Annotated in this window: 16 protein-coding genes and 2 pseudogenes; 15 read left to right on the top strand and 3 right to left on the bottom strand. The window is 57.3% G+C overall.

Annotated elements, in window-relative coordinates:
• The first annotated feature begins 4 nt into the window (after positions 1-4).
• Positions 5-1,840, top strand: a complete 1,836-nt coding sequence (locus WJM78_RS17750) for a hypothetical protein (protein WP_339010839.1) — start codon at positions 5-7, stop codon at positions 1,838-1,840.
• 50 nt (positions 1,841-1,890) lie between these two features.
• A complete protein-coding gene (locus tag WJM78_RS17745; protein WP_287146754.1) occupies positions 1,891-2,673 on the top strand; it encodes a hypothetical protein in 783 nt (260 codons plus the stop codon).
• A gap of 991 nt (positions 2,674-3,664) precedes the next feature.
• On the opposite strand, the pseudogene WJM78_RS17740 reads toward WJM78_RS17745, so the two are convergent.
• Positions 3,665-4,030 (bottom strand): annotated as a pseudogene (locus WJM78_RS17740) (IS1 family transposase); the annotation flags it as partial.
• Between the two features lie 56 nt (positions 4,031-4,086).
• On the opposite strand from WJM78_RS17740, the gene betI reads away from it, so the two are divergent.
• Positions 4,087-4,677 (top strand): transcriptional regulator BetI, encoded by a 591-nt coding sequence (betI, locus tag WJM78_RS17735; protein WP_108536936.1) that lies wholly within the window; start codon positions 4,087-4,089, stop codon positions 4,675-4,677.
• Positions 4,678-4,733: 56 nt separating this feature from the next.
• Here the strand turns inward: betI and WJM78_RS17730 are convergent.
• Positions 4,734-6,305: pseudogene (locus tag WJM78_RS17730) on the bottom strand (BCCT family transporter); the annotation flags it as partial.
• Positions 6,306-6,601: 296 nt separating this feature from the next.
• Between WJM78_RS17730 and betB the strand changes: the two are divergent.
• The 5 genes from betB (at position 6,602) to WJM78_RS17705 (ending at position 14,491) form a co-directional block, all read left to right on the top strand.
• On the top strand, positions 6,602-8,074 hold the full coding sequence (betB, locus tag WJM78_RS17725) for a betaine-aldehyde dehydrogenase (protein WP_275930530.1): 1,473 nt from the start codon (positions 6,602-6,604) through the stop codon (positions 8,072-8,074).
• 125 nt (positions 8,075-8,199) lie between these two features.
• Positions 8,200-9,888: a choline dehydrogenase gene (gene betA / locus WJM78_RS17720; protein WP_339010838.1), complete on the top strand. Its 1,689-nt coding sequence runs from the start codon at positions 8,200-8,202 to the stop codon at positions 9,886-9,888.
• 922 nt (positions 9,889-10,810) lie between these two features.
• Positions 10,811-12,253: an ammonium transporter gene (gene amt, locus WJM78_RS17715; protein WP_339010837.1), complete on the top strand. Its 1,443-nt coding sequence runs from the start codon at positions 10,811-10,813 to the stop codon at positions 12,251-12,253.
• Between the two features lie 190 nt (positions 12,254-12,443).
• Entirely contained in the window at positions 12,444-13,796 is a 1,353-nt protein-coding gene (rlmD, locus tag WJM78_RS17710) for a 23S rRNA (uracil(1939)-C(5))-methyltransferase RlmD (protein WP_339010836.1), read from the top strand.
• Between the two features lie 140 nt (positions 13,797-13,936).
• Positions 13,937-14,491, top strand: a complete 555-nt coding sequence (locus WJM78_RS17705) for a GNAT family N-acetyltransferase (protein WP_108536932.1) — start codon at positions 13,937-13,939, stop codon at positions 14,489-14,491.
• A 227-nt stretch (positions 14,492-14,718) separates the two neighbouring features.
• Here WJM78_RS17705 and tppF read toward each other — a convergent pair whose 3' ends face one another.
• Positions 14,719-15,336: a type IVa pilus pseudopilin TppF gene (gene tppF, locus WJM78_RS17700; protein ID WP_339015914.1), complete on the bottom strand. Its 618-nt coding sequence runs from the start codon at positions 15,334-15,336 to the stop codon at positions 14,719-14,721.
• Positions 15,337-15,376: 40 nt separating this feature from the next.
• On the opposite strand from tppF, the gene WJM78_RS17695 reads away from it, so the two are divergent.
• From WJM78_RS17695 to deoD, 7 genes are all read left to right on the top strand, one after another.
• Positions 15,377-16,153: a TatD family hydrolase gene (locus WJM78_RS17695; protein ID WP_339010835.1), complete on the top strand. Its 777-nt coding sequence runs from the start codon at positions 15,377-15,379 to the stop codon at positions 16,151-16,153.
• A 225-nt stretch (positions 16,154-16,378) separates the two neighbouring features.
• Entirely contained in the window at positions 16,379-17,653 is a 1,275-nt protein-coding gene (locus WJM78_RS17690; RefSeq protein ID WP_042036199.1) for a NupC/NupG family nucleoside CNT transporter, read from the top strand.
• 125 nt (positions 17,654-17,778) lie between these two features.
• Positions 17,779-17,949, top strand: coding sequence for a XapX domain-containing protein (locus tag WJM78_RS17685; RefSeq protein WP_042036197.1), 171 nt, complete (start codon positions 17,779-17,781; stop codon positions 17,947-17,949).
• 391 nt (positions 17,950-18,340) lie between these two features.
• Positions 18,341-19,114 carry a deoxyribose-phosphate aldolase gene (gene deoC / locus WJM78_RS17680; protein WP_042036196.1) on the top strand — a complete coding sequence of 258 codons (774 nt, stop codon included), beginning with the start codon at positions 18,341-18,343 and terminating at the stop codon, positions 19,112-19,114.
• 109 nt (positions 19,115-19,223) lie between these two features.
• Positions 19,224-20,555, top strand: a complete 1,332-nt coding sequence (deoA, locus tag WJM78_RS17675) for a thymidine phosphorylase (protein ID WP_339010834.1) — start codon at positions 19,224-19,226, stop codon at positions 20,553-20,555.
• 14 nt (positions 20,556-20,569) lie between these two features.
• On the top strand, positions 20,570-21,778 hold the full coding sequence (locus WJM78_RS17670) for a phosphopentomutase (protein ID WP_339010833.1): 1,209 nt from the start codon (positions 20,570-20,572) through the stop codon (positions 21,776-21,778).
• 77 nt (positions 21,779-21,855) lie between these two features.
• Positions 21,856-22,569, top strand: coding sequence for a purine-nucleoside phosphorylase (gene deoD, locus WJM78_RS17665; RefSeq protein WP_042036191.1), 714 nt, complete (start codon positions 21,856-21,858; stop codon positions 22,567-22,569).
• Positions 22,570-22,602 lie beyond the last annotated feature (33 nt).

The following is a 22,602-nucleotide window of genomic DNA, read 5'->3' as shown; positions in this document are numbered from 1 at the left end:
AAAAATGATACAAGACATTGTTCATACCCTGTCTGGGATCTGGCAAATCATCATGTTGGTGATCGGTCTGATGGTCGCGGTAGTGACTGCCATCGTCTACTGGTACGAAGTAAAATACTGGCACATGGAGATGCGACTCCGCATGCCGTGGTTTGGCCGAATTGCTGCCTGGGTCAAGAATCCGGGCGAAAACGAGAAGGCGTCCGAGGATAACCCCAATGCAGTCGGCTTCAATGCTGGTGAGAAAGGGGTGTGCGGTGAGTATCAAACCTATTACTCAGAGCATCAGCCGTCAGAAGAGAATTTCAAGCGCAACATGGATTATCTGGGGAAAGCGGATGAGGCGGATCGGTCTGAGAAAGGTTTAGGGATCTGGCTGCTGATGATCGTCTTGATGGTGATTGAAGCATCCGCTTTTGGTTATGCGTTGGCGCCGTTTGCCCTCACCATGGCGACCCCCAATACAGCCATTGTTGGCGCTTTTTTCCTAGGGTTAGTCATCTCAATCATCGCCCTGGCTCTGTCCGAGCTTGCAGGCCGTCAGCTTTACCGTAACGGGGTAGTGAACAAGATCCTCTCCTACGAGTCGATCCGTGATGGTGCAGACATGACCAAGACCCTCAACGCCACCATCGATAATACTTATGACGACAATGGCGCTAAACCCTTCCAGCAATTGCTGAACCGGATCAATGTGCCAATCGATAAATACGGTCAGCCGCAGCGTCGATTCTCGATCATTGCCGGGTACGGGATCTTTATCATAGGGTTGGCCGTCGCCGCGTTCTGGGTTAGAACCGAAACCCTGAACCAGCAGGAAGCAATGCTGGTCGAGAATCCGACCGCAGTCATCCAGAATGCTGATGATTTCCCGGTTGCGTCTGGTGAGGACGAGATTCCTTTGCCATCAGATATGGCAGAGTTGTCCGCCAGTTCCAGTCAGAAGTCCGCACAAGACCAGATTGATGCCATCCATCGGGCTTCGCTGGTGACCTTTGCTGTGCTATCTGGGTTGTTCGTCTTTATTCAATTTACTTCGACCTTCCTTGCATTCCGTCATGGCTTCGCTGGCACCTACTCGCGCCGTGCCTGGGAGTTGACCCACAAGTACAACAGTGCTGACGAGTTTGCCCGTCGCCACAAGGCCAAAGCTGCCAGCATTGCTCAAGATGCCCAATCTTCTTTGGTGAAGTTGCAGTCGTTGCAGGACAAGGTGTTCAGGGTGAACGGTAAGACGAAGGACGACCTGAGTCATAACAAAGACAGTCGCACCTTCCTGCGCTATGTGGAAGAGCAGACGATCATTGTGCATAACCAGAAAAACCGTGCGATCGGCCAGGACAGTACCAAACTGCTCGTCGATTACGTCACTAAGACCATCGATGATTTGAGGGGCGCGATAAATGCTGAGGATAACGAGAAGATCTTGGCGATCACTGATGTTGCAGGGCCTCGGTTCGCCGCGATCAATAATCCTGCACTGATGGCTCAAAAGGCTCAGTTCAACGAATTGGTGACCGTCTTTGGCGCGAGACCCAACGCGCCACAGCCCCAAGCGGTCCCACAGCCCTATCAGCCCGCCACGGTTGCTGTCGCATCTGTCTCATCAGTGGCAACGGTAGTTCCAGTGGTTGAAATGGCACAGATAGCCCATGACGTTGACCTTCAACAGCCTCACAGCGAGGAGGTGAGGGTAGCTAGTTTTAATCCGCATGCATGGGGTGATCTCACCCAGTTCGATGAGGACGATATGGAATACGTCGCCAACAAGAAGGGGGCGTTAGTGGAAGATCTTAAACGGGCTCGTCGTCTGCAGCAATTGGACAAGGTGGAAGCGTGATAACTCTGAAACAACTCCTAACTTTGGCAATGTTGCTGCCTGCTGCCGTTATGGCAGCAGACCGCAACGACCTGACCAGTTGCTATCAACAGGCCCGGATCACCGAGTTCAAGCCCGAGCCCTCGGGTCGCATGTTGTCGGTGGTGGTGGATCAGACCACTCCGCTCACGCCGGATCTGCAGCGCACCGCCTGGGAGCATATCAAGCGATTCCTGCAGCCAGGCGATCAGTTGCGGCTGTACTCCTTCTCCGCCTATCTGGAAGGCCACTACATGCAGCTCAAATATGCAGGACTGCTGGAGAAAGGACTCGACCAATCGACAGTGGGTGATGTGCCTATGATGAGCGCCAAGAAGCTCGACCAATGCCTCGCTGCCCAGCCGAAGCAGATGTTGCAGCAGTTTGGCCAGCGGTTCGCGCAGACCATGGGCAAATCCTCCACCGATATCCCGCGCAGCGAGATCCTGTTTAGCCTCAAGGCGGTAGGCGACGATATCCGGGCTGCGGAGGGAGTGAAGGATAATGTTGTTTTACTGATGTCTGACATGCTTGAGCACAGCGACTTTGGCAGCTTCTATCAGTCTCGAGGGATCCGTGACATTCAGCCTGATATCGAGATGAGCAAGGTTGAGAAGGCCAATCTGGTCGCTGACTTCAATGGTGCGCGGGTCTATGTGCATGGGGCGGCCTTTGTGCCTACCGATGCCAAGAACGGCTACCGCAGTGGCAAGATGATCCAACATCTTGAAACCTTCTGGGGCCAGTATTTCAGCAAGTCCAACGGGCAGTTGGTTGCATTTGGTCATCCTGAGCTCACTGTCTCGGTCCAGTAAAGGTCTTACAACGATTTTAAACAGCCAAGTGAGTAGAGATAAAAAGCACCGCCGTTATGGTGGTGCTTTTATTTTTCATGATTTTGTCTGTTCTCATGACAAGTACAAAAAACTAGCGGACACACGGTCAGCCCTCACCTATGCCATCTGATTTCGGCTGTTATATCAGACAAGGAATGCATTTAGTCGGTGGGTAAAAATGTGCAAAGTGTGCAAACCCGCCTCACTCACAGCAAACTGGAGATAACTCAAACCCTATTGATTCAAGGTATTACGAGTCGTACTATCCTTGTGAAACCGCAGTTTCTGGATTCAAAATCCGCCGATGAATAATCGTGTCGGTTCGAGTCCGACCCCGGGCACCATTTAGAATTCAATGACTTAAGGCCCCCCCAAGCGGGTGGCCTTACGTTTTTCTGCGACCAAGTGGCGGCAGAGTGGCGACAGAGATTTCGGTGATCGATTTGGTCTCTACTTAAATGCTGGTTGTTGGCCCACTGTGTGACCGGACACATTTCACAGACAACCTATTTTCCGTGGGGCAGGCCAGCCAGCGCACCCAGGCCGCTGCACCCTTTCAAAATTTCAGTTATCAAATCGGCCCTCATCACACCTAACTGGCTGAAACAAAACGCCTTCTAGCTGTTCCCTCGCAGCAAACCGGATCCTTCCCGATAGTTCAAATTCCCACGGAAAGTACGACCATCCCAATACATTCAACGACTTACGTTTTCGACGCCGCTAGTCAGCCCCCTTTCAAACTGTAAAACCCTGCAATTTCTTTCGATCCTTTCAGATCCTCGTCAAGCTGCGGATCCTTTATCTGGCGCGGTCTGGGCCTATGGAGTTGCGGTAATCCACTTTTGCAAAAAATTTTATTGATGAGGCGCGCAGGCGGGAGCAGAAGAGCGCGGATTCAGTGACGCAGCGGTGGGCGCCGGGAGGCTGTGAGCGTGCTCAGGCGTCACGTATGATGCAGCACCTGATGGTGCTTTATGCGCACTCTGAGCGTCAGGTTGTTACGCTCGATACGTTGTGTGAATATTTCCCCGGTCAGGTCTATCTCGCGCGGGACTTCCCTGGCATAGCCTCTCCACTCATTACTGGTGATAACGCCAGGCAGGGGGCAAGCAGGTTCAGCAATCGACGGCATGTTTCATCGTTGCGCGGACCTAAGGTGTAGGAAATAGCTTATTTTCTTTTAGTATCAAAGGCATACAAAAATGTCGATTATTGTTGTTGCCAACATAGACCCAGAGCTCATCGAGCTCACAGATAAGCGTGACCTCATCCAGCACAACCTGTTCGGTGGTTACTTACCTTGGTGCGCGTTTTTAACGCGCACATTGACCACATTATTTTAACCGGCCTAGACTGCGCGCATTACTGGGCCCCCAATAGACGGAGAAACAGATGCCTAAGGTCGGAATGCAACCCATCCGTCGATCACAATTGATTGCTGCCACCCTTGAAGCGGTCGATCAAGTCGGCATGAACGATGCCAGCATTGCCTTCATCGCACGGATCGCTGGAGTCTCTAATGGCATCATCAGCCATTACTTTCGCGACAAGAACGGGTTACTCGACGCCACCATGCGCCACCTGATGCAGGCGCTAAGCAATGCCGTGCGCGAACGCCGCGCTAGTCTACCGCCAGATCAACCGCGCGCGCATTTGCGGGCCATGATTGAAGGCAACTTCGATGACAGCCAAGTCAACGGACCGGCGATGAAGACTTGGCTGGCGTTCTGGGCCACCAGCATGCATCAACCCACCCTGCGCCGCTTGCAACGGGTTAATGATCACCGCCTCTATTCCAATCTCTGCGGGCAGTTCAGCCGGGTGTTGCCGCAGGCACAGGCACGCGCCGCAGCACGTGGACTTGCCGCACTGATTGACGGGTTGTGGCTGCGCGGGGCCTTGTCTGGTGAAAGCTTCGACACCCGCCAGGCGATGCAGATCGCCTATGACTACCTGGACATGCAGCTGGAAAAAGCCGGCTAAGAGTCAGGGTGACGCACACTGCGTCACCCGAGACAGGTTCAGCCTTATGTCGGCAGGGCTGGCAGCGCCGTTGGCTGCTCACTGGCGGCCAAATCCGACTTCATCGCCTTGAGCAGGGCGAACATGTACAGCAGCAGCACCACCGAGAAGGGCAATCCCGCCAGTACCACCACGGTTTGCATGGCGGTGAAATTACCGGCGAACAGCAACCCAATGGTCACCAGAGTGATGACCATGCTCCAGAAGATCCGCAGCCAGTACGGGGCATCTTCGTCCAGTTCACTCCCCTGGCGTGAGAGGTTGGCCAGCATCACCGAGCCGGAGTCCGCCGGTGTGAGGAACAGCACAAAGCCGACGCAAATCGACATGCCAATCACCACCTTGGACCAGGGGTAATGCTCCAGCAGCAGGTAGATGGACATGGCGGGCTGCTCCAGCGCAGCTTTGCCTAGATCGGTGGCGTTATGGTTCATCACCAGCTCCAGCGCGCTGTTGCCGAAGATCGACAGCCAGGCCAGGGTGAAGCCCAGCGGGATCAGTAATACGCCGCAGACCAATTCCCGCACGGTACGACCACGGGAAATTCGCGCGATAAACATGCCGACAAACGGTGCCCAGGAAATCCACCACGCCCAGTAGAACAGGGTCCACAAGCCCATCCACGCTTCACTCTTGCCGGACTGGCCGGTGTACACATAGAGGTCAAAGGTTTTCAGTACCAAACCGTTGAGGTAGTCACCGAGGTTTTGCACCAGGCTGTTGAGCAAATGCAAGGTGTCGCCGGCCAGCAACACGAACACCAGCAAACTGCTAAACAGAATGATGTTGAGGTTGGACAAGCGGCGAATGCCCTTCTCCACCCCGGAAACGGCGGCCAGGGTGGCTACCGCACTCATCACCAGAATCACCGTAAGCAGCGCCCCCTGGCTGTTGGACATACCAAAAAGGTATTCAAAACCAGACGCCACTTGCAGCGAGCCAATACCAAGGTTGGTCACCAGCCCCAGCAAGGTGACAAAAATGCCGAAGCAGTCCACGGCATTACCGACCCAGCCACGGGTCAGGCGCTCGCCGAACAGCGGGTACAACGCCGAGCGCAAGGCCAGCGGTTGCTGGTGGCGATAGGCAAAGTAGCCCACGGCAAGACCGACCAGTGCGTAGATCGCCCAGCCATGTAAACCCCAATGCAGAAAGGTCAGTTGCAGCGCCTGACGCGCCGCCGAGGTCGTGCCTGGCTCGCCTTCGGGCGGGTTGTAGAGGTGGTCAATCGGTTCTGATGCTGCGAAATACAGCAACGAAATACCGATCCCCGAGGAGAACAGCATTCCTGCCCAGGCCCCGTAACTGAACTCTGGACGTTCGTGGTCAGTCCCCAGGCGCAGGTTGCCGTAGCGCGAACAGGCCACGTACAGCACAAATAACAGATAAGCCCCAATCGCCAGCATGTAATACCAGCCAAAACTGCGTGACAGCCACACTTGGGCTTTGCCCAGCCAAACTCCGGCCGCATCGGGGAAGGCGATTAACGCCAAGGTCAACAGCAGGATCAGCGCCGTCGATCCGTAAAACACGGTCGGATTCAAGCGCACTTTTTCAGGTGTTGTTGTGATGAGAGAGGCAGTCGTCATGGTGGAGGTGAGCTCCAAGGCAATGGAAACGAACGCACCGAAGGGTCTCAAACGATGCGAATCAATGACATAGACCACAGCAGACTCGCGATCAGGTTCTTGCAGCCAGCTTAACGGCTACGGCGATGTATGGCAGTGAGAGTCACGGCGCTGAGCTTATTACTTGATGCATAAATGTCAATTTATTGTTACTTGGATGTTCAATAAAAATAAGCTAGTCTCTGACCGGACTACTACCAGTGCGAACAATTTTCAGTAGCCGGATACCACATAAACCAACAAAAAAGGACTCGAAGATGCCCCGATTTAATGAACAACAGCTCTATATCGGAGGTCGTTATGTGGCGGCCAGCAGTGGTGAGACCTTTGACAGCATCAATCCGGCCACTGGGGAGGTGCTGGCCAAAGTGCAGTGCGCCAACCAGGTGGACGTAGAGCGCGCCGTAGCGAGCGCTACCGAAGGGCAAAAGGTCTGGGCGGCGATGACGGCCATGCAACGCTCACGCATTCTGCGCAAGGCCGTGGACATTCTGCGCGAGCGCAACGATGAACTCGCCGAGCTGGAAACCCTCGACACCGGCAAGCCGCTCTCGGAAACGCGCTATGTCGATATCGTCACCGGTGCGGACGTATTGGAGTACTACGCCGGTTTGATCCCCGCCATCGAAGGTGAACAGATCCCGTTGCGCGATACCAGCTTCGTCTACACCCGCCGTGAGCCGCTGGGCGTGGTCGCAGGTATAGGCGCGTGGAACTACCCGATCCAGATTGCTCTGTGGAAATCCGCTCCGGCCTTGGCCGCCGGCAATGCGATGATCTTCAAACCCAGCGAAGTGACCTCGCTCAGCGCGCTGAAACTGGCAGAAATCTACACCGCCGCCGGCCTGCCGGATGGCGTATTTAACGTGCTCACCGGCAGCGGTCGTGAAGTCGGTCAGTGGCTGACCGAGCATCCGGGTATCGCAAAGATATCCTTCACCGGCGGCACTGTGACCGGCAAAAAGGTCATGGCAAGCGCCTCCAGTTCATCACTCAAGGATGTGACAATGGAGCTGGGAGGCAAATCGCCACTGATCATCTTCGAAGACGCCGATCTCGACCGAGCCGCTGATATCGCAGTGATGGCTAATTTTTATAGCTCCGGGCAGGTCTGTACTAACGGTACCCGTGTGTTTGTGCCGCGCAGGCTGCAGGCGAGCTTCGAAGCCAAGGTGTTGGAGCGGGTCAAACGTATTCGCCTGGGCAACCCGCAAGATGACGCCACCAACTTCGGCCCGCTGGTCAGCTTCGCGCACATGGACAGCGTGCTCGGCTACATCGAAAAAGGCCGCCGCGAAGGTGCCCGCCTGCTGATCGGTGGTCAGCGCGTGACCGAGGGCGAATACGCCAACGGTGCCTACGTGGCCCCCACGGTATTCACCGACTGCAAGGACGACATGACCATAGTGCGTGAAGAGATCTTCGGCCCGGTGATGAGCATTCTGGTTTACGACACGGAAGAAGAAGTCATCCGCCGCGCCAACGCCACCGAATACGGCCTGGCCGCTGGCGTGGTCACCCGCGATCTGAACCGCGCGCACCGGGTAATCCACAAGCTGGAAGCCGGTATTTGCTGGATCAACACCTGGGGAGAATCGCCAGCGGAAATGCCGGTGGGCGGTTACAAGCAATCCGGCGTTGGTCGCGAAAACGGTTTGACCACGCTGGCGCACTACACGCGGATCAAATCGGTGCAGCTGGAAATGGGCGCCTACACCTCGGTGTTCTAAAGCCCTGTCATAGGCGGGAAACAGCGTCATTCGCCCTACACAGTGATCTCCGCCCCGTAGCCCGGATGCCATCCGGGAACCGTCATCGCATTTTCTCCGGAGTGCATCCGGCTACAGGAGCTTCTATGCCCCAAGAATTCGATTACATCATCATCGGTGCTGGCTCAGCTGGTAACGTATTGGCCACCCGCCTGACCGAAGACGCGGACGTCAGCGTGCTGCTGATCGAAGCGGGCGGTCCAGACCATCGCCTGGACTTTCGCACGCAAATGCCCGCCGCCCTGGCCTACCCCCTGCAAGGTCGGCGGTATAACTGGGCGTACCTGACCGACCCCGAACCGCACATGAACAACCGGCGCATGGAATGCGGGCGTGGCAAAGGTTTGGGCGGCTCATCGCTGATCAACGGCATGTGCTACATCCGTGGCAACGCCATGGACTACGACGGCTGGGCCAAGGAAAAAGGCCTGGAAGAGTGGAGCTACCTGGATTGCCTGCCGTATTTTCGCAAAGCTGAAACCCGTGACATCGGAGCAAATGATTACCACGGCGGCGAAGGCCCGGTGAGCGTGACCACGCCGAAGCATGGCAACAACCCGCTGTTCCACGCCATGGTCGAAGCCGGCGTGCAAGCCGGTTATCCGCGTACCGACGACCTCAACGGCTATCAGCAAGAAGGCTTTGGCCCGATGGATCGTACCGTCACGCCCAAAGGCCGGCGCTCCAGCACCGCACGCGGCTATCTGGACCAGGCCCGTGCCCGTCCCAACCTGACTATCGTCACCCACGCCTTGACCGATCGCATCCTATTTAGCGCTAAGCGTGCCATTGGTGCGACCTACCTGGTGGGTGACAGCAACACCCCGCACATCGCTAACGCCCGTCGCGAAGTGTTGCTGTGCAGCGGCGCAATTGCTTCCCCTCAAATCCTTCAACGTTCCGGCGTCGGCCCGGCAGCTCTGCTGAATGAACTGCAGATCCCCGTGGTCCACGATTTGCCGGGCGTTGGCCAGAACCTGCAGGATCACCTCGAGTTGTATCTGCAATACGCCTGCAAAGAACCTGTGTCGCTGTTCCCGGCGCTGCAATGGTGGAACCAGCCCGCCATCGGCGCGCAGTGGCTGTTTCAGGGCACGGGCATAGGTGCCAGCAACCAGTTCGAGGCTGGCGGGTTTATCCGTTCCAGCGCCGAGTTCGAATGGCCGAACATTCAGTACCACTTCCTGCCGGTGGCGATTAACTACAACGGCAGTAATGCGGTGAAAGAACATGGCTTCCAGGCGCACATGGGCTCCATGCGCTCCCCCAGTCGCGGGCGCATCCAGATCAAATCCAAAGACCCGCGCCAGCACCCGAGCATTCTGTTCAATTACATGGCCACCGAGCAGGATTGGCGTGAGTTCCGCGATGGCATCCGCATCACCCGCGAAATCATGGCGCAAGCGGCGCTGGACCCGTATCGCGGGCGCGAAATCAGCCCCGGCAAGGACGTGCAGAGCGATGCCGAACTGGATGCCTTTATCCGTGAGCATGCGGAAACGGCTTACCACCCCTCGTGCTCCTGCAAAATGGGCGAAGACGACATGGCCGTGGTCGATGGTCAGGGACGGGTGCATGGCATCGAAGGGCTGCGTGTGGTCGATGCCTCGATCATGCCGTTGATCGTCACCGGCAATCTCAATGCCCCGACCATCATGATGGCCGAGAAGATTGCCGACAACATCCGTGGCCGCGCCCCACTGCCGCGCAGCACAGTAAAATACTTCACGGCGGGTGATACTATGCCACGCCTCACAAAACAAAGGGCTATGTGATACACAACCGCCACAAAGCCTTGCTGAACAATTCCGAGGGTAAAGCGGCCAGCACACAGGCCGTTTTCCTCACTGAACCGACCTGTTACCAAACGAGCATACCCAGGCATGTCATCTTGTTCATGGGGCACCTCCCCACATGCGGGTTGTAATGTCTCATGCTCAGCCTTGGGCTAATGAGTTGCTTTACCAGCCTGCAAAATATAATGGTCAGATTGGAGCCGCGATGGCGTATGTGAGCGCGATAAACAAACTCAATACCTTCGGTTCCCCTGTAAGAACGCCCCGGGAGTAGCGGCCCCTTGGGGTTGGAGATACCCACTCTGATACGAAGGTACTGAAGCCAGCGTCACTGGTGCGGGTAGTAAGTAAAATCCACATCTAACGTTTCCCTTTGCAATCAGTTTTGTCATTTCTCGTTTCGATAGAGACCCTGGCACTATTTATATTTCAATGGCTTAAGGCCGCCCTGCGGGTGGCCTTTTGTTTTTCTGTACCCCTTTTGCTTGGGTAATCCTCATCGCGTGTAGGCTTGATGGCTTGTTTTTGCCGCATTTGGCTGTGTGTCAGTCGCCGCTCAGCGGTCATCCCGGCCTATGATCTGCTCTATTTCGGTGCGTGCTGGTTGCGCTGCACAGCAGAAGTGCGCGCTTGCTCAGGTTAGCGAGCCTTATGCTCCAACTTGGTGCGCTGGCCCGCCTGCTGGACATTAAGGCATTGATTTAAATCAATTTAGTGAGTTGGCCTGTTTTATGCTTTAAAGCAATCATGTCGCCATGACGCTGCCCGATGAAGGAAGCATGACCAGGGCTGTGGCAAGTGTGTGTGTTGAGTGTGAGTTTGTGGGGATTCTCGGATTCGATGTTCATATCAGGAAATGAGCCCGGACAGGTGCCGGGACGACAGGGAAGGAGATGGCTGTATGCTCAAAAGACTCGTGATGACTGGTTTGTTGGCGCTTGCCGCCTTGCTGGCCGCCCCCAGTTGGGCTGAAGAGGTGGTGGCCGCGTCGGCCGACATCGTGCTGGCTGCGGTGCCAGTCGCTGCCGGAGTGACCATCAACAAGGGGGATAATAGCTGGATGCTGCTGTCGGCGGCACTGGTGATCCTGATGTCCATTCCGGGATTGGCCCTATTCTATGGCGGCCTGGTGCGCAGCAAGAACATGCTGAGCGTGTTGATGCAGGTGTTCACCTTGTTCTCGCTCATCAGCGTGCTGTGGATCCTCTACGGTTATTCGCTGGCTTTTACCGAGGGCAACAGTGTCTACGGATCCTTTAGCAAGGTGCTGCTCAAGGGGGTTACGCCAGACTCCATTGCAGCGACCTTCAGCAAGGGGGTCGGTATCAGCGAGTTCATCTACGTGGTGTTCCAGGGGGCTTTTGCGGCCATCACCTGCGGTCTGATAGTGGGCGCCTTCGCCGAACGTATCAAGTTTGCCGCCGTGCTGCTGTTCTCGGTGATCTGGTTCACCTTCGCCTACATACCGCTGGCCCACATGGTGTGGTATTGGGCGGGTCCGGATGCCTATACCACGGCCGAGGCAGCGGCAACCGCGACAGCGACGGCCGGGTATCTGTTCCGGCATGGTGCACTGGATTTTGCGGGCGGCACAGTGGTGCACATCAACGCTGCCGTGGCCGGTCTGGTGGGGGCCTATCTGGTGGGTAAGCGTCTGGGTTACGGACGTGATCCCATGACACCGCACAGCCTCACCATGACCATGATAGGGGCCTCCCTGCTCTGGTTCGGCTGGTTTGGTTTCAACGCCGGATCCGCGCTGGAAGCCAACGGTATTGCGGCACTGGCCTTTATTAACACTTGGGTGGCACCGGCGGCGGCTGCGCTCTCCTGGACCTTGGCCGAGTGGATGATGAAGGGTCGTCCCTCCCTGCTGGGTGCAGCCTCCGGCGCCGTCTCCGGTCTGGTGGTGATCACGCCGGCGGCCGGTTTCGTCGGGGTTGGCGGTGGCCTGATGATGGGCCTCATCAGCGGCGTGGCCGGTTTGTGGGGGGTTCATGGACTCAAGCGCCTGCTGGGAGCCGATGATAGCCTGGATGTGTTTGGCGTGCATGGGGTGTGCGGCATTCTCGGTGCCCTGCTGACCGGCGTCTTTGCCAGTCCGGATCTGGGCGGCACCGGAGTGTGGGACTATGTCACCAACCAGGTCGCGGAAGGCTACTCCATCCTGGCCCAGGTCAAGATCCAGGCCATCGGGGTCGGGATCACCATCCTCTGGTCCGGCGCCGTCTCGGTCGTGGCTTACAAGCTGGTGGATCTGCTCATCGGCCTGCGAGTGAAGGAAGATGCAGAGCGGGAGGGGCTGGATGTCACCACCCACGGTGAAAAAGCCTATAGCCTGTAACAGCGTCGGGTTACTTGCTGACAGGATCGCCGCCGGTTATGCCGGCGGCTTTTTGATGTCTGCAAAAGTGGAGTGCGCCTTGCCCCACCTTTTATGCCTGCAATTTGACAGGATCTCCGCTAAACTCTGCCACCCTTAATGGGCTTGCCCCATTTTCCCCATCATTATTTCTACGCCTTTGGAGCCGCTCATGCCGTTAGTGGGACATCAACACCAGATCGAGATCCAGGAACTGACCGACAAAGGGGATGGCAAGGGACGCCTGTTCGATCGCCCCCTGTTTGTCGAAGGTCTGCTGCCCGGTGAGCAGGCGTTGGTGGAGCTGACCGAGGTCAAGCCAAACTATCTGCATGGCAAGGTGACCGAGCTGCTCCAGCCGTCCGCCGATCGGGTCGCCGATTTTTGCCCCAACACAGAGTGCGGCGGCTGTCAGGTGCGCCCGCTGGCCTACCCGGCCCAGCTCAAGCTCAAGCAGGCACTGGTGCAGAGCGCACTGGAACAGGTCGGCCTGGGTGACAGCAAGGTTAACCCGATCCTCGGCATGGAGAGTCCGTTCGCCTATCGCAACAAGGCGCAATATGCGGTGCGTGGCTGCGAGGTCGGTGCCGAGATTGGCTTCTATCGCAAGCACTCCCACGATCTCATCACGGCGGACGATTGCGCCGTGCAGGACCCGCTGCACGTGGTGCTCAATGCCCGGGTGCGCAACTGGATGCGCGAGCACGACATTGCCGCCTATGACGAAGTGAACCACACCGGCTGCGTGCGCAACCTGATGACCCGCAAGGGCTTCAAGAGTGGCGAGCTGATGGTGGTGCTAGTGACCCTGGGTGAAGCGCTGCCGTTCGAAGCCGAGCTGCTGGCGGCCCTGAGCGATCTGCCAGTCACTACCTTGGTGCAGAATATCAACGATGAGCGCACTAACCGCATTCTGGGCGCGAGCAACCGGGTGCTGCTGGGAGAAGGGGTGATCCGCGACAAGATCCATGAACTCGAGTTCGAGATCTCGCCGCTCTCTTTCTTCCAGAACAACCCGACCCAGACCGATGTGCTCTACTCCAGCGCCCTCGAGTATGCCGAGCTGACCGGCAACGAGACGGTATTCGACATCTATTGTGGTATCGGCACCATCTCCCTGTTCCTGGCAGGCAAGGCCGCCAAGGTAGTGGGAATAGAGTCGGTGGAGAGCGCCATTAGCGATGCCCGTCGCAACGCCGCCCTCAACGGCATCGAGCATACCGAATTCCACGTGGGCAAGGCCGAGCAGCTGATGCCCGAGCTGCACGCTCAGGGCGTGACCGCCGATGTGGTGGTGCTGGATCCGCCCCGCAAGGGTTGTGACAAGGCGGTGCTGCAGACGCTGGTTGCCATGGCACCGCGCCGTCTGGTCTATGTTTCCTGCAACCCGCAGACCCTGGCCCGCGATCTCGCCTGGTTGGTCAAGCAGGGCTTCGTGCTGGACGAAGTGCAGCCGGTGGACATGTTCCCGCACTCCATGCATGTGGAGGCTGTTGCCCGTCTGAGCCTGCCAGCCAAGGGCTGACAGAAGGCTGGACTGGGCGCGGCCAGTGGATCTATCCAGCTGCGTGGACGCAGTCACTGGTCTGATGTTACAGGCAGCCATCCATTGCATTGGCCAGATGGCTCTGATAAAAAAACGACTCCAAATGGAGTCTTTTTTTTATGCCCGTGATCCGGCGCGGCAGCCAAACAGGGAGGGTAAGCATGACGATTCGTCTGGCCAGCGTGGAGGATGCAGCAGCGCTGGATCACTTCTTTCAGCAACTGGATCGGGAGACCCGCTTCATGCTGTATGAAGCGGGGGAGAGACCATCCGACATCGAGGGGCAGCGCCAGCGTCTGGCTGCCATGCAGGCCAGCCGCAATCAGCGGATGTGGCTGCTGAGTCTGGCCGGTGAGGTCCAGGGCTTTGCACTCCTGCTGGGAGGGAATATGCATCGCAATCGCCACTGTGCACTGGTGGTGATGGGGTTGCGTCCTGGTGCGCGCGGTCTGGGTTGGGGTGAGCGGTTACTGCGCACACTCATCACGGCTGCCAGCGAGCTGGGTGTCAGCCGGCTGGAGCTGGGCGTGATGGCGCATAACGAAGTGGCCCATTCACTCTACCGCAAGTGCGGTTTCATGGATGAGGGGTTACGGCGGCAGGCGTATCGGCTGGACGAGGGCTATGTCGACGAGATCAGCATGGGGCTGCTGTTGCCGTCCGGAGCGCCATAATGCCGTTGGCCCGATCTCGCTGGGTTGGCGAGAGGGAATGGGGCAGAGTATCGGATGGCGTGATGGAAAGAGGAAAAGGAACATGAAAGGTATCTTGCTACGCTGGTTGGCTCGCTACGATGCGTGGTGTCAGGAGTGGGGACTCACCCCAGAGAACCGGCGTTGCTGCACGCCGGTGCGTTATGACGAAGATGACCAGCAAGAGCCTGAGCCCGACGCCTCGTCATTCAATCAAAATGGCGTGTCACGGCCCCGTTAATGCTGTTGTAGTCGAAGCTCAACCCATCCGGGTAAGCCGGGAAGCGGGCGATGGAGTCGCGCAGGGTATAGCGGCAGTTGCTGTGAGGCTCGCCGTCTTCATCTATATGGTTGCCGGGTTGCTCGCTGGAAAGGTAGTCGGCCCTGAGCTGGATCTCGGGATCCTGATCGACCGAGGCGACGGTATAGCTGCTGTCCAGCAGCCCCTGAAACAGCAGGCGGCAGTCTGCCTGGTTGCTGACCGAGATGTAGTCTTCCTGACCTGGGACGTAAGGCTCATTGATCCCCTTGCGGCCCTGATCCTCATCCGTGCCAGCGGGCCAGCCATAACGGTTGATGTCGAGGTTGCGTTGACCCATGCTGCCCAGATTGTAGAGTGCCTGATCCTGCGTCTGGACAGCCCAGCCAGCATGGGCCAGCTGCACCGCGCTGGCGACGCTGCTGGCAGTGGCGGCAACCGTGCTCTTGAGGGCATCATCCTTGATAGTGATGAAGCGGGGCATTGCCGTTACGGCCAGGACCCCCAGCACTATGATAGCCATCACCAGTTCTATCAGGGTAAAGCCATGGTTCGAGCGTTTCATTATTGAGTAGAGCCATCAAGTACGACAAACAGGTGAGGACGACATGCAACTGATCGACACCCATTGCCATCTCGATTTTCCCGTCTTCGATCCAGACAGGGCGGCGTTGCTGGCAGAGTGTCGGCAGTTGGGGGTGGGCGAGTATATCATCCCCGCAGTGGGAGAGGAAAACTGGACTCGCGTGATGGCGCTGGCGGAGCAGTACCCGGAGATCACTTACGGGCTGGGCATTCACCCCTGGTATGTGGGCACCCAGGCCCAGGGAGCACTGACGCGATTGCAAGCGTTATTGGCTGCCAGACCCCGTGGATTGGTGGCGGTCGGCGAATGTGGACTGGATCTGCGATCCCATGTACCGCAGGAAGGGCAGGTCGAGTTGTTTGAGGCACAAATCAGGCTGGCCATGGATCATGAGTTGCCGCTGATCGTCCACTCGGTGCGGGCCAACGATACGGTCGCAAAAATACTCAGGCGTTTCAAACCGGCCCGGGGTGGCGTCATTCACGCCTTCAGCGGTTCACTGCAACAGGGACAGGCGTTCTGGCAGCTTGGGTTCAGGCTTGGAATAGGTGGCGTCATCAGCTATGAGCGGGCCAACAAGACCCGGGAGGCGATCCGCGACATGCCGCTGGAGGCCCTGTTGCTGGAGACGGATGCGCCCGATATGCCGTTACAGGGTCAGCAGGGTCTCCCTAATACCCCCGCCAACTTGCCTAAGATTGCACAACTCTTGGCCGAATTGCGGCAACAGCCCTTGGGCCATGTTGTCGCGGTGTTACATGAATCCACTTTGCACACTTTTCCGCTCAGGCACACTTAAATTAACACCTGATTAACTCTTGATAGCATCATGATAAAAAACGGAGCGACTAAAAATCGTTTGCGGTCTAATTTGGCGACCTCTAGCGTATTTCATGCTCATAAAATGTGACCAGCATTCTACTTTGTCGCACCGTAATTAGTATAATGCGCACCCTTGATTGATGGCGTTGAGATACAAGCTGTTAACAAGCTGGAAGGTGCTACTAAAGAGGAAGTGTTAATAATGAATTTGATTATGGGTCTGGTGGGGATGGCAACGCTCATCCTTATCGCGGTGCTGTTCTCCAGTAATCGCAAAGCAATAAAAATTCGCACCGTAGGCGGTGCCTTCGCAATTCAAGCTGGCCTGGGTGCATTCGTGCTGTACGTCCCGGTTGGCCGAGATATTCTGGTCGGTGTATCCAATGCCGTTTCCAGCGTCATCGGTTATGGCCAGAGTGGCATCGACTTCCTGTTCGGTGGCCTGGTCAGCAACAAGATGTTTGAAGTGTTCGGTGGCGGCGGCTTTATCTTTGCCTTCCGCGTTCTGCCCGTCATCATCTTCTTCTCCTCGCTGATCGCGGTTCTCTATTATCTGGGCATCATGCAGTGGGTGATCAAGCTGCTGGGCGGTGCCCTGCAAAAAGTACTGGGCACTTCCCGTACCGAGTCCCTGTCTGCCACTGCCAACATCTTCGTCGGTCAGACTGAAGCGCCGCTGGTGGTTCGTCCCTACATCTCCAAGATGACAGACTCCGAGCTGTTCGCCGTCATGTGTGGTGGTCTGGCCTCCGTTGCCGGTTCCGTGCTGGCTGGTTACGCCTCCATGGGCGTCAAGATGGAATACCTGATCGCTGCCTCCTTCATGGCTGCCCCGGGTGGTCTGCTGTTCGCCAAGTTGCTGGTACCGGAAACCGAGACTCCCAACTATGACGAAAGCAATGCCGACGGCGATCTGGAAGACAAGCCTGCCAACGTGATCGATGCCGCCGCCGCCGGTGCCTCCGCCGGCCTGCAACTGGCCCTGAACGTGGGTGCCATGCTGCTGGCGTTCATCGGCCTCATCGCCATGATCAACGGTATTTTCTCCGGTGTGGGTGGTTGGTTCGGCATGCCTGAGCTTTCTCTGGAACTGCTGCTGGGCTGGTTGTTCTCCCCGCTGGCTTTCCTGATCGGGGTACCCTGGAGCGAAGCCGTGGTTGCCGGTTCCTTCATCGGCCAGAAGCTGGTGGTGAACGAATTCGTGGCTTACCTGAACTTTGCCCCCTATCTGAAGGATGAGCTGCTGATCAATGGCGTGCCCATGTCTGACCACACCAAGGCCATCATCTCCTTCGCCCTGTGCGGTTTTGCCAACCTCTCCTCTGTTGCTATCCTGCTGGGTGGTCTGGGCTCAATGGCACCGAATCGTCGCGGTACCATTGCTCGCTTTGGTCTGAAAGCCGTATTGGCGGGGTCACTGTCCAACCTGATGTCTGCCACTATCGCAGGCTTCTTCCTGGCACTGACAGCCATGTAATGTTTGCCTGATATTCAGGTAAAGACGAACGCCACAGCGAAATGCTGTGGCGTTCGCGTTTGGGGCGGTGACAACCGTTTTCCTTCCTAAACTAATAATAAAAATTGAGTCAAATCGGAGGTTATATGCATGAAGTGCTACTGGCGATAGCGGCCGGCTTTATCGTTGGCTTGTTGTTTTCTTTCCTCAAATTGCCGATCCCGGCCCCCCCCGTCCTGTCAGGGGTGATGGGGATCGTAGGAGTCTATCTGGGGGGCATGGCTTACTCCTGGATACTCACGCGTTTCTTCTCTTAACGCACGTTCCAGTAACGGATTTGCCAGATGTGAGGTACCTCTGAAATTGGCAAATCCGGCTTGCAAACACGGGGTATCTCGGCTGAAATAGGCATTGCCAGCAGGGTGCTGGCAATGACTAATATCCGATCAAATCGGGTGTTGGCGGTCAAATGGAATTGATTGGGAAGTCGGGTCATCAGTTGTCGGCCCTTCTCAAGTCTTCATGGAACCAAGTCCGTACTTTTGTAAGAAAGTGACAGGGCTCTTGCCTTATTTACAGCTACATTGCCTGTGCGGCGCGCTGTAATTCCATTCCCGTATCCTTGGGAGTCGTGTCTTGCTGGTTGCGCTGCGACACGCAGGCGCTCGCCCCTGGAATCAGGATTAAATCGAGACTTTGGAGAACAGAATGACTGATCTGAAACTGGCCGCCCAACGCGCCCTGAACCTGATGGACCTGACCACTCTGAACGATGATGACACCGATCAGAAGGTCATCGACCTGTGCCGCAAGGCCAAGTCTCCGGCTGGCCTGACTGCCGCCGTCTGCATCTACCCCCGTTTTATCCCTATCGCTCGCAAGACCTTGCGTGAGCTCGGTGCCGCCGACGTGCGCATCGCCACCGTGACCAACTTCCCCCATGGCAACGACGACATCGAGATCGCCGTGGCCGAGACCCGCGCCGCCGTGGCTTACGGTGCCGATGAAGTGGACGTGGTGTTCCCGTACCGTGCCTTCATGGCGGGCAATGAACAGATCGGTTCTGATCTGGTCAAAGCATGTAAGGAAGCCTGTGGCACCAAGGTGCTGTTGAAAGTGATCATCGAGACCGGTGAACTGAAAGAAGCAGCACTGATCCGTCGCGCTTCCGAAATTTGTATCGATGCCGGTGCCGATTTCATCAAAACCTCCACCGGCAAAGTGCCCGTCAACGCAACCCCGGAAGCGGCCCGCATCATGATGGAAGTGATCAAGGCCAAGAACCCGAAAGTCGGCTTTAAGCCGGCTGGTGGTGTGAAAGATGCAGCCGTTGCCGATCAGTACCTGGCCATGGCCGAAGAGATCCTCGGCAAAGATTGGGTCTGTGCCCGTACCTTCCGCTTCGGCGCCTCCAGCCTGCTCGCCAGCTTGCTGGCCACGCTGGGACACGGCGACAAGCCTGCCAACACCAGCGGTTACTAATAAGTTGATGAGAGGGCGAGCGTGGCTTGCCCTGTTATGCCTACGCCATATGGTGCGCGGGCAGGGATAACGGCTTATGTGACGCTAGCAACGGCGGAGGGAATGAAGGATGTTTTTGCCTCAAGAAATTATTCGAAAGAAGCGCAATGGTGAAGCGCTCAGTACCCAAGAGATTCAATTCTTCGTGCAGGGCATTACCAACAACACCATCGGCGAGGGCCAGATTGCGGCGCTCGCCATGGCGGTTTACTTCAAAGACATGAGCATGGATGAGCGGGTTGCCCTGACCTGCGCCATGCGTGACTCCGGCATGGTATTGAACTGGGATCACCTGAACCTGGGCGGCCCGATTGTTGACAAGCACTCCACCGGTGGTGTGGGGGATGTGGTTTCCCTGATGCTGGGCCCCATGGTCGCCGCTTGCGGTGGCTTCGTGCCCATGATCTCCGGTCGTGGTCTGGGTCATACCGGCGGTACTCTGGACAAGCTGGATGCCATCCCCGGCTACCAGACCTCGGTCGATAACGATCGTTTCCTGAACGTGGTGAAAGAGGCCGGTGTCGCCATCATAGGCCAGACCGGCGATCTCGCCCCCGCTGACAAGCGTATCTATGCAGTACGTGACATCACCGCCACCGTCGAATCCATCGCCATGATCACCGGCTCCATCCTCTCCAAGAAGCTCGCCTCCGGGCTGGAAGCGCTGGTGATGGATGTGAAAGTGGGCTCAGGCGCCTTTATGCCGACCTTCGAAGCCTCCGAAGAGCTGGCCAAGAGCATAGTGGCGGTGGCCAACGGTGCTGGTTGTCGTACCTCGGCCCTGCTGACCGACATGAACCAGGTGCTGGCCTCCAGCGCCGGTAACGGGGTTGAAGTGCGCGAGGCGGTGCGTTACCTGACCGGTGAATACCGCAACCCGCGCATTCACGAAGTCACCATGAGCCTGTGCGCCGAGATGCTGATCTCCGCCCATCTGGCCTGCGACGACAGCGATGCCCGTCGCAAGCTGCAGGCCGTGCTCGACAACGGCAAGGCTGCCGAGATCTTCGGGCGCATGGTGACCGGGCTCGGTGGTCCGTCCGACTTCATGGAACGTTATGACAGTCACCTGCCCAAGGCTGCCATTGTGCGCCCTGTGTATGCCGCCAATGCCGGCTTCGTGACCGCCATGGATACCCGGGAGCTGGGTCTGGCCGTGGTCGCCATGGGCGGCGGTCGTCGTGCTGCCGGTGACAAACTCGATTACGCCGTCGGTCTGACCGACGTTATCCGCCTGGGCCAGAGCGTCGATGCTGACAAGCCGATTGCCCTGATCCACGCTCAAACTGACGATCAATTTGCTCAGGCTGCCAGCATGGTGCAGGCGGCTGTCAAGATCGGTGACACTCAGCCCCAGGCGTTGCCTGAGGTTTACCGTCGCATCGGTCTGGCTGATTTGTAACAAGGGGAAAACCCATGAAACGTACCTTTATTCTGATGATGGACTCTTTCGGTATTGGCGCTGCTGCCGATGCCGACAAGTTCGGAGATGTGGGCGCCAACACCCTTGGCCACATTGCCAAGGCCTGTGCAGCCGGTGAAATTGAAGGCCGTGGCGCCCTCAATCTGCCGAACCTGAACAAGCTGGGTCTGGGCCATGCGGGGGAGCTGGCCTCCGGCTACTTCCCGGCAGGCTTGAAGAAGGATATCGAGGTGGTCGGTGCCTACGGTTTCGCCCAGGAGCTCTCCTCCGGCAAGGACACGCCCTCCGGCCACTGGGAGATCGCTGGCGTGCCCGTGCTGTTCGAGTGGGGTTACTTCAAGGATCACCACAACAGCTTCCCGCAGGCGCTGCTGGACGCCATCGTCGAGAAGGCGGGTCTGCCTGGATATCTGGGCAACTGCCATGCCTCTGGCACCCAGGTGCTGGACGATCTCGGCGAAGAGCACATGCGTACCGGCAAGCCGATCCTCTATACCTCTGCCGACTCTGTGTTCCAGATCGCCTGTCATGAAGAGACCTATGGTCTTGAGAAGCTCTATGAGCTGTGCCACATAGTGCGCGAGCTGCTGGAGCCTTACAACATAGGTCGCGTCATCGCGCGTCCGTTCGTGGGCAGCGGCAAGGGCAACTTCAAGCGCACCGGCAATCGTCACGACTACTCGGTGCTGCCACCGGCACCCACTGTGCTGGATTACATGAAAGACGCGGGTGGCCAGGTGGTCTCCATCGGCAAGATCGCCGACATCTATGCCAACCAGGGTATCACCAAGCAGGTAAAGGGTACCGGTCTGACCGAGCTGTGGGATCGCACTCTGGAAGAGGTGAAAGCGGCCGGTGACAATACCATCGTCTTCACCAACTTCGTCGATTTCGACTCCTCCTATGGTCACCGTCGTGACGTGAAAGGCTACGCCGATGCACTGGAGTATTTCGACTCCCGTCTGCCGGAGCTGTTCGCGATGTTGCAAGATGGCGATGTGGTGGTGCTGACCGCTGATCACGGCTGTGATCCGACCTGGGGCGGCACGGATCACACCCGTGAATACATTCCCGTGCTCTTCTTCGGCAAGCCGGTCAAGGCTGGCTCAATCGGTCGTCGTGAGACCTTTGCCGATATCGGCCAGAGCATAGCGGCCTACCACGGTTTGCCGAAATTGGAATACGGTACCAGCTTCCTGTAATTTACCCGCCCGTCACTTCGGTGGCGGGCAACCAATAAAGACAATAAAACTCAACCTAGTGTGAAGGAATCAAGAGAATGGCAACTCCTCATATCAATGCGAAAGATGGCGCCTTTGCTGATACCGTACTGATGCCGGGCGACCCCCTGCGCGCCAAGTACATCGCCGAAACCTTCCTGGAGAACGTCGAGCAGGTGTGCGACGTGCGCAGCATGCTCGGCTTCACCGGCACCTACAAGGGTCGTCGTATCTCCGTCATGGGCCACGGCATGGGTATTCCGTCCTGCTCCATCTACGCCAAAGAGCTGATCACCGACTACGGTGTGAAGACCCTGATCCGCGTGGGCTCCTGTGGCGCAGTGCGTGAAGACGTGAAGCTGCGTGACGTAGTGATCGGCATGGGTGCATGTACCGATTCCAAGGTCAACCGTCTGCGCTTCAAGGATCACGACTTCGCCGCCATCGCCGACTTCGGCCTGGTTGCCAATGCTGTGCAAGCGGCCAAAAACAAGGGTGTTGCCGTGCGCGTTGGTAACATCTTCTCTGCCGACCTGTTCTACAGCCCAGACCCTTCTATGTTCGATGTCATGGAAAAGTACGGCATCCTGGGTGTCGAGATGGAAGCCGCCGGTATCTACGGCGTGGCCGCAGAGTACGGCGCCAAGGCACTGACCATCTGCACAGTCTCCGACCATATCCGTACCGGTGAGCAGACCACCTCCGAAGAGCGTCAGCTGACCTTCAACGACATGATCGAAATTGCACTGGACTCTGTGCTGCTGGGTGACTGATCCCGCAGCCTTTGGCTCCACGCAAAACGGCGA

This window comes from Aeromonas popoffii (genome assembly GCF_037818705.1).
GTDB lineage: Bacteria > Pseudomonadota > Gammaproteobacteria > Enterobacterales > Aeromonadaceae > Aeromonas > Aeromonas popoffii.
Note: the sequence above shows the minus strand (reverse complement) of the source record. Positions and strands in the feature narration are given on the sequence as shown.